The organism is Pseudomonadota bacterium, assembly GCA_039196715.1.
Taxonomy (GTDB): domain Bacteria; phylum Pseudomonadota; class Gammaproteobacteria; order CALCKW01; family CALCKW01; genus CALCKW01.
Window position 1 is genome coordinate 1 of the sequence record JBCCUP010000129.1, and the last position, 6,830, is coordinate 6,830.

General features: G+C 61.2%; 9 protein-coding genes. 4 read left to right on the top strand and 5 right to left on the bottom strand.

Features of this window, described 5'->3' with window-relative positions; translation table 11 throughout:
- Nucleotides 1–218 precede the first annotated feature (218 nt).
- On the bottom strand, nucleotides 219–1,190 hold the full coding sequence (locus tag AAGA11_22240) for an integron integrase (protein ID MEM9605595.1): 972 nt from the start codon (nucleotides 1,188–1,190) through the stop codon (nucleotides 219–221).
- 305 nt (nucleotides 1,191–1,495) lie between these two features.
- Between AAGA11_22240 and AAGA11_22245 the strand changes: the two genes are divergently transcribed.
- The 3 genes from AAGA11_22245 (at nucleotide 1,496) to AAGA11_22255 (ending at nucleotide 2,493) form a co-directional block, all read left to right on the top strand.
- The gene (locus AAGA11_22245; GenBank protein ID MEM9605596.1) at nucleotides 1,496–1,897 is read left to right on the top strand and encodes a hypothetical protein; all 402 of its coding nucleotides are present in this window, start codon (nucleotides 1,496–1,498) and stop codon (nucleotides 1,895–1,897) included.
- A gap of 112 nt (nucleotides 1,898–2,009) precedes the next feature.
- Nucleotides 2,010–2,243: a ribbon-helix-helix domain-containing protein gene (locus AAGA11_22250; protein ID MEM9605597.1), complete on the top strand. Its 234-nt coding sequence runs from the start codon at nucleotides 2,010–2,012 to the stop codon at nucleotides 2,241–2,243.
- Entirely contained in the window at nucleotides 2,230–2,493 is a 264-nt protein-coding gene (locus AAGA11_22255; protein ID MEM9605598.1) for a type II toxin-antitoxin system RelE/ParE family toxin, read from the top strand. The genes AAGA11_22250 and AAGA11_22255 overlap by 14 nt, the downstream gene beginning before the upstream one ends.
- A 73-nt stretch (nucleotides 2,494–2,566) precedes the next feature.
- Here the strand turns inward: AAGA11_22255 and AAGA11_22260 are convergent, their stop codons facing one another.
- Both AAGA11_22260 and pyrC read right to left on the bottom strand, forming a co-directional pair.
- Nucleotides 2,567–3,259 (bottom strand): orotate phosphoribosyltransferase, encoded by a 693-nt coding sequence (locus AAGA11_22260; GenBank protein MEM9605599.1) that lies wholly within the window; start codon nucleotides 3,257–3,259, stop codon nucleotides 2,567–2,569.
- Between the two features lie 36 nt (nucleotides 3,260–3,295).
- Nucleotides 3,296–4,336, bottom strand: coding sequence for a dihydroorotase (pyrC, locus tag AAGA11_22265; protein ID MEM9605600.1), 1,041 nt, complete (start codon nucleotides 4,334–4,336; stop codon nucleotides 3,296–3,298).
- Between the two features lie 66 nt (nucleotides 4,337–4,402).
- Between pyrC and AAGA11_22270 the strand changes: the two genes are divergently transcribed.
- A complete protein-coding gene (locus tag AAGA11_22270; GenBank protein MEM9605601.1) occupies nucleotides 4,403–5,011 on the top strand; it encodes a flavin reductase family protein in 609 nt (202 codons plus the stop codon).
- Here the strand turns inward: AAGA11_22270 and AAGA11_22275 are convergent.
- Nucleotides 4,992–5,936 (bottom strand): hypothetical protein, encoded by a 945-nt coding sequence (locus AAGA11_22275; protein MEM9605602.1) that lies wholly within the window; start codon nucleotides 5,934–5,936, stop codon nucleotides 4,992–4,994. The two genes, AAGA11_22270 and AAGA11_22275, sit on opposite strands and share 20 nt — an antisense overlap.
- Before the next feature lie 161 nt (nucleotides 5,937–6,097).
- Nucleotides 6,098–6,613 carry a YHS domain-containing (seleno)protein gene (locus AAGA11_22280; protein MEM9605603.1) on the bottom strand — a complete coding sequence of 172 codons (516 nt, stop codon included), beginning with the start codon at nucleotides 6,611–6,613 and terminating at the stop codon, nucleotides 6,098–6,100.
- Between the last annotated feature and the right edge of the window lie 217 nt (nucleotides 6,614–6,830).

Here is a 6,830-nt window from a genome sequence, read left to right on the forward strand (position 1 = left end):
ATGGGGACAGAAAGACGGCGCGAATGAAAAAAAGCGCAGAAGACAGAGCTCACGCCAGCACTGTGGACGAGCGACAAATGACCAGCAGCCAACCAAGAAGGCCAAGACAACAACCTGCCGCCTCATTGCTTAGGAGCCACAGACAGGTAGTGGCCTCAGTATTGTGTCCTAGCGAAACACACCCGCGTCACCGCGAAGCCCCACCCAATGTGAGCTTGTCATGTAGTCAGGTCTCCCAACGCATCAAGCGGGGAACGCACCGCATGCCCACCACGTTTCAAAATAGGGGTATAAATTTCGGTCGTCTTGACATCGTTGTGACCAAGCTGTGCCTGAACCGTACGGATATCGGCTCCGGACGACAGCAGGTGCGTGGCGAAGCTGTGCCGCAGGGTGTGGCATGTCACACGTTTTTGGATACCGGCCTGTTTTGTTGCATGCGTGATCGCCTTGCGAACGTTGTCAGGATGGCGATGAAACCGCACCCATTCACCGGTATCCGGGATGGCGCAACAACGGCTTGACGGGAAAACGTATTGCCATCCCTCGGCACGCAGAGCTGTACCAAGTTTACGTCGCAGTGCGTACGGCACTGGCGCAAAGCCGTTTCCCTCTCGCATATCGCGCGCGTGTCTGTCACGTGCGCAGTCTATTTGCTGGGTGAGTGGCGCATGCAGACGGTTGCTCAGCGTCACCATGCGGTCCTTGTTGCCCTTGGACATACGCACTGACAGGCATCGATTCGTGAAATCAATGTCTTGAATGCGCAATGAGAGGGCTTCACTGATTCGTAGACCACTGCCGTACACCAATTGAGCGATCAACTTGTCTTGCCCTCGCATGGCGACCGGCAAACGGGAAACCTCACTCGCAGACAGAACGATGGGTAAACGTGCCTTCCGCTTGGCAAACCGGATCCCGTCCATGTGCTTCAACTCCCGCAGAACGACGTGTCGGTAGAGAAACACCAAGGCACAGAGAGCTTGTGATTGAGTCGTTGGGCTACACACCCGGTTGAGAGCGAGGTGGCTCAAGAACGGCTCAACGTGTTCTTCGCTAAGATGCTCCGGGTGACGCTTGTCGTGAAACAGAATGAACCGCTTGATCCAGTGTATGTACGTCTTCTCGGTCTTGTAGGCGAGGTGCCGCACGCGCATTGCGCTGCGACAAGATTTTAAGAAGTCTGACATGGTGTAAGAACACTGTTTTTATAGACAGTATCATGTCCATCACACGTATGGCTATTTCAGATCTGATAAAATCCGCCATGAAACATTACAAAGTTGCCTCCTATCCAAGAAGGCTGTGATTTCAGAGGCTTACTGATCGGAGCGCAAAGCCCCATGGGTGCATATCGGTTTTCCAGTGAATTTAAACTCAACGGTTTTTCCGTTGAGTGAAGCAGTTAACATTTTTTCTTATGGACCTATATTCAGTAAATTTGACAAGCAAGGTGCGCAGGGCTGTGAATCCATTCACCGAGGAAGTCATATACGTGCCTGTAGATGATCCTATTGGTGCTTCGGCAAAAGCTGATTTAAAGCAGTATCTGACGGGATTAGGGGCGACTTCGGAAGAAGACGATACATTTATCTATGTGCCGTTAACGGACGTTGCAATTCTTAGGCTGGGGATTTCCGACTTCCTGGAAAGTGACTCTCCGGTAGGCATTACATTCGAATACGATATTTTGGATTTAGATTTGGCGGAGGTTTTATTTAAAATCTGCAGAATCGGTGGGTTGGTTGTTCGGTCTGGAGTTGATGAAGAACCTGTGGCAGTAGTAAAAGAACACTTTAGCTATTCTCTAGATTCCAGATGGAAAAATATAGAGATAATTTGTCATGCGGAGGATGTTTTTGCATGGATGAAAGCGAATTTGGTGTATAAGAGTTAACAATAAACTCCAACCGATCGCTGACGCGTCGGTTGAGTTAGGCGTTGGCTGCCAGCTAGACCTTAGGACGTCATGACGCTATAATGTTAAAATGTTGTTATGGAGATTCCTTGTGAGTAGTTTGTCCAAGCGCTCGACAGTTTACTTTGAGCCCGAGATACACCATGCGTTGAAAATGAAAGCTGCATCGGCAGATCTATCGATATCAGAGCTTGTAGATGAAGCTGTTCGCCTCCTAATGAGCGAAGATCAAGAGGACTTGGCCGCGTTTTCTGAGCGCGAGGGTGAAGCGGAAATTGGCTATGAAGCTTTGCTTAACGACTTAAAGAAGCATGGAAAAATATAGCGTCAAGTTCAAAAAGTCAGTTGCTAAGGATCTTCGTTCCATCCCCAAAAAAGACGTTAAGCGAATACTGGCAAGAATTTTTACGCTTTCAGAGGATCCTCGGGGGGAGGGATGTGTGAAGTTGTCATCCCAAGAGCGATATCGTGTGAGACAAGGAATTTATCGTATTGTGTATGAAGTACGCGACTCCGAACTTGTAGTTCAGGTTGTGAAAGTTGCCCACCGTTCGCGTGTCTATAAGAGCAGTTAACCAGTTAGATCAGCCGAATGCGTTCGCGTCAGCCGTCTAAAGCGTTAGACCTGCTGCCAAGCGCAACCAATCGCTATCCAGCCGGCACAACCCCACCCCGCTCAGCCGACCACGCCAACGGATTATCAATAAACCGCTGCACCTGCTCGAGCGTCGCCGCGTCGAACTTGCCGCTTTTGCTCGCCTCAGCCAACACATCACGCCATGTCGCAAGGTAGTGAAGCTCCAGGCCGGCGTCCTGTAGCGTCGGACGAGCGTGGTCAAAGATGTCGTAGAAAAAGACGACCAGGGTGTGGCCGACGGTGGCGCCGGTGTTGCGGATGGCTTCGGCGAATTTGAGTTTGCTGCCGCCGTCGGTGGTGAGGTCTTCGACGAGCAGGATGCGCTGCCCCTCGTGGATGTCGCCTTCGATCTGGGCGTTGCGGCCGAAGCCCTTGGGCTTCTTGCGCACGTACTGCATCGGCAGGCCCATGCGCTCGGCGATCCAGGCGGCGAACGGGATGCCCGCGGTTTCCCCACCGGCGACGGCGTCGAATTGCTCGAAGCCGGCGCCGCGGTAGAGGTTGGCGACCGCGAAATCCATGAGGTTGCTGCGGATGCGCGGGTAGCTGATGAGCTTGCGGCAGTCGATGTAGACCGGGCTCTTGAGGCCCGAGGTCAGGGTGTAGGGCTCGTCTGGGCGGAAGTGCACGGCCTCGATTTCGAGCAGAGCTTGCGCGGTCAGGGCGGCGATTTCTTCTCTGCTGCAGAACGAGGCGCTGGTCATCGGGGGCTATCCGGCTTGGTTAATCCGCGAATTTTATCAGACCACATGCCAGTGCAGATCGAAGCCAGGGTCGAACAGGGTGACCGGGCCGTCGTCGGTGTCGATCTGACTCGGGTAGGCGCAGGGCGCGTCGCGTTTTTCGAGCGTCACGGTGTCGCCGTTCGGCGGCAGGCCGTAGAAGGTCGGGCCGTTCAGCGAGGTGAAGCCTTCGAGCTTGTCGAGCGCGTTTTCCTGTTCAAACACAGCCGCGAGGCACGACAGCGTGTTGCTCGCCGAGAAGACACCGGCGCAGCCGCAGGGGCTGAGCTTCAGCGGGTCGAGGTGCGGCGCGCTGTCGGTGCCGAGGAAGAAGCGCGCGTCGCCCGAGGTGGCGGCTTCGCGCAAGGCGAGGCGGTGCTTCTCGCGCTTGGCGACCGGCAGGCAGTAGTAGTGCGGGCGGATGCCGCCGACCAGCAGGTTGTTGCGGTTGATGATCAGGTGGTGCGTGGTGATGGTCGCTCCGAGGGTGTCGCCGCCACTCCGCGCGTAGGCGACGCCGTCCTCGGTGGTGATGTGCTCCATGACCACACGCAACGCCGGCAGGCGCTGGCGCAGTGGGTCGAGCACGGTCTCGATGAAGACGGCCTCGCGGTCGAAGATGTCGACCTCGGGCGTGGTCACTTCGCCGTGCACGCAGAGCGGCAGGCCGATCTCGGCCATTTTCTCGAGCACGGGCATCACTGCGTCGAGGTTGCGCACGCCGGACTGGGAGTTGGTGGTCGCGCCCGCCGGGTACAACTTGACCGCGGTCACAAGCCCGGTCGACGCGGCGTAGGCGACGTCCTCCGGGTCGGTCGACTCGGTCAGGTACAACGTCATCAGCGGGTTGAAGTCCGCGCCGCTCGGCACCGCGTCGAGGATGCGCTCGCGGTAGGCCGCGGCGTCGGCGGCGGTGACCACCGGCGGCACCAGGTTCGGCATGACGATCGCGCGGCCAAAGTGGCGCGCACTCTCCGGGGTGACGGCGCGCAGCATGCTGCCGTCGCGCAGGTGCAGGTGCCAGTCGTCGGGGCGGGTGAGGGTGAGTTGCTCGGTCATGCACGCATGTTATCAGGGCGGTCCGGTGGTAGGGTGTGTGGCTGACTCACACCCGCTGTCACTGCCATGTTCTACCGACCCGGCCTCGACGACCACGGTTTGCCCCACAACCCGTTCAAGGCGATCGTCTCGCCCCGGCCGATCGGCTGGATTGGCTCGCTCGACGCCGAGGGCAACGCCAACCTCGCGCCCTACAGTTTCTTCAACGCGCTGGCCGACGCGCCGCCGCTGGTGATGTTCTCGAACAACGGCACCAAGCCCGAAGGCGAAGCCAAGGACAGCGTCACGAACATCCGCACGCGCGGCGAGTTCACGGTGTCGATCGTGTCGCGCGCGCTCGTCGACGGGATGAACATCAGCGCGGGATTCTACAAGGCCGGTGAAGACGAGTTCGCCTTGGCCAGCCTCGAGAAGGGTGCGCCGCGTGTCAACAGCACGCCCTTTGTCGCGGCTGCGCCCGCCGCCTTCGAGTGTACGCTCTGGCAGGTGATTGACCTGCCCGGCGAGCACAACACGCTCGTCATTGGGGAAGTCGTTGGCGTGCACCTCGACCCGGCCGTGATCACCGACGACGGCATGTTCGACGTGCAGCGCTACGAGCCGGTGGCGCGGCTTGGCTACCGAGATTACAGCAGCGTCACCGACGTGTTTTCGCTCAAGCGCCCGGGCGAGTAGCCGGGTCGACGCGAAAGCGCGCGAGCAGCAGCGGCGTGAGAAACATCGGCACCTGGTAGAGCGCGACGAACAGCCCGAGCACCGGTTCCGGCGGCACCGAGGCGTAGTAGAGCGCGAGGTTGCGGTTGCCGGACATCAGCCCCAAGGCGCCGGCGCGTGCGGCACCGAGCGCGGGTTTCACAAACGCCCGGAGCAGCAGGTTGACGCCGATGTTGAGCGCAAACACCGTCGCCAGCAGCGCGAGTGACAACAGCGGCGACTCGAACAGGAGGTTCGTCACGTCGGCGAACATCGGCACGATGAAACACAGCATGGCGATGGTCGCCACGCCGTCGAGCGCGCGCGGGTGGGCGTCGATCCACGGCCGGCCAATGAAGTGCCGCGCCGTGCGGCCCACCAGCAGCCCGCCAGTGACGATGGCGGAGAGCGACGCGAACAGCGCCGCCGACGTGACGGGCAGGTCGATGCCCGCAATCCACACCAGGCACAGCGGGCCGACCACGGGCGTCAGCAGGGTGCTCGCCACGGTGAGCTGCAAGGCCAACACCGCGTCGAAGCCGAGCAGGTAGCAGAGCGCAGCACCCGAGGCGATTGGCGGCGCGGCGGCGAACAGGGCGAGGCACAGCGTCAGGGTCGGGTCGAGGCCGAGCGCGCGCGCGATCCCCGTGGCGATGACCATGCTGAGCGGTACCGTGCCGGCCAGGCACCACAACAACACGCGGCGTATTCTCGGTTCTTTCCACTGATCGACCACAGCACGTGCGTCGAGGCGCGCGAAGGCGACCGCGAGGATCAGTGACGAGGTCACCGGCAGCACCACGCGCAACACGCTGTCCGGGATCGAGGGCACAGCGAGCGCGAGCAGCATGCCGATTGCCAGCAGGCCGCGGGCCCGCTCGCCAACCCAGCTCAGTGTCCGTGTCACGGCAGCGTCCGGTGGAGTCGGCTGACGCGCGCGGCCGACGGTGGGCACGGGTTCGGTCAGCCTCGTGTGAGGGAGACGCCGATGGTAGCGCAGCCGCGCGTTGGGGCGGACGGGCGCCGTGCATCGGGCACGTTGCCCCAGGCCTCAGTTGGGTCGGACGGTCAGCGCGACGGCGTGTTGTCGCTGAAGGTGTCGCGGTTGGCGCGCCGCGCCCGCCAGCTGCCGGTCGAGGCCGCGGTGGCGTCGAGCGACGGCCACGCCCCCTCCGAGCGTGCGATGTAGCCGGCGGTGTCGCGGGACCAGGTGCGGGCCACGCGCGGCACGATGTTCAGGTACAACCGGCCGTCCACGAGCTGCCAGAGGTTCGGGTTGCCTGGCACCTTGTAGCCTTGCGCCACGCCGTAGGCGCAGTGGCCGTCGTACTGCGGCGCGTAGCGTGACGGGTCGGCCGCGAAGCGGTCCCGGCTGGCGGCCGAGCTGAACGCCCAGACGGCGCCGTTGTGCTGCGCGGTGAAGGTCGCAGACCCTGGTGTTGCCGGCGCGCCGGGCGGCAGACCGTGGAACGCCACCACGTCGTAGCCGCCCGCCGCGTAGCCCGAGCGGTCGATGTACTGGTCGCCAGCCTGGACGCCGGTTGCGCTGATGGCCAGCAGGCACAGGGTGAGGAATCGGGTCATGGTGCGCCGCTCGGGTTGAGGGATACAGTGGTTCGAGACGCCGCAGCGGTCGCGGTTCCTGCGGCGATTCCTTATGCGTGCACCGTCACGCGGCCAGCCAGTCCCCGGCGTTCGTCAGCGCGGGTCGGAAGTAGGCGACGGCGCGGCGCGCGCCTTCCGCAGCGTCCGCGCGCCAGGGGGATATCCCGTGCACGGCGAGGCGGTGCACGAGGTAGGC